At 46.4% G+C, this 614-nt stretch carries 2 tRNA genes and 1 rRNA gene; all 3 read right to left on the bottom strand.

Annotated elements, in window-relative coordinates:
* Positions 1 to 284 precede the first annotated feature (284 nt).
* Positions 285 to 361 (bottom strand) — tRNA-Ile (locus ACH6CX_RS18505).
* Between the two features lie 21 nt (positions 362 to 382).
* A tRNA-Ala gene (locus ACH6CX_RS18510) sits at positions 383 to 458 on the bottom strand.
* Positions 459 to 546: 88 nt separating this feature from the next.
* Positions 547 to 614: ribosomal RNA gene (locus ACH6CX_RS18515) — 16S ribosomal RNA — on the bottom strand; the annotation flags it as partial.

The following is a 614-nucleotide window of genomic DNA, read 5'->3' on the forward strand; positions in this document are numbered from 1 at the left end:
TGTGTGCTTGAGAGACACACAATATTGATGTTGAGTATGTGTTAAGTACTCAACCTCGCCTTGCAGTGTATTACTACAAAATATTTCACCTTGTTAAAGAACATCTGATGTAAAAATCAGAAAGCTGGATTCTTATTCTCAAACCGCGAGATAACTCAAGAACCCAAGTTTCTGATTTCTAAAGTTGAGGAAGACTGGAAATTTAAATTTCGCTAATCAAGGCATTTTGGTGCGCCGCATAGCCTGCTATGCAAGCGACAAAATAACGCAGAGTAGCGGAATTTTGGTAGGCCTGGGCAGACTTGAACTGCCGACCTCACCCTTATCAGGGGTGCGCTCTAACCAACTGAGCTACAGGCCTATGAAACAGTCACTCAGGAATTGGTGGAGCTAAGCGGGATCGAACCGCTGACCTCCTGCGTGCAAGGCAGGCGCTCTCCCAGCTGAGCTATAGCCCCATGCTCTCTGAAGCTTTACAACCTCAACTTCATCAGTACGATCAAGCAATGCGTGTGAGCACTTACGAAACAACTCTCGATAATCGTTTAAGGAGGTGATCCAGCCCCAGGTTCCCCTAGGGCTACCTTGTTACGACTTCACCCCAGTCATGAATC

The organism is Microbulbifer sp. JSM ZJ756 (assembly GCF_044383805.1).
Lineage (GTDB): Bacteria > Pseudomonadota > Gammaproteobacteria > Pseudomonadales > Cellvibrionaceae > Microbulbifer > Microbulbifer zhoushanensis.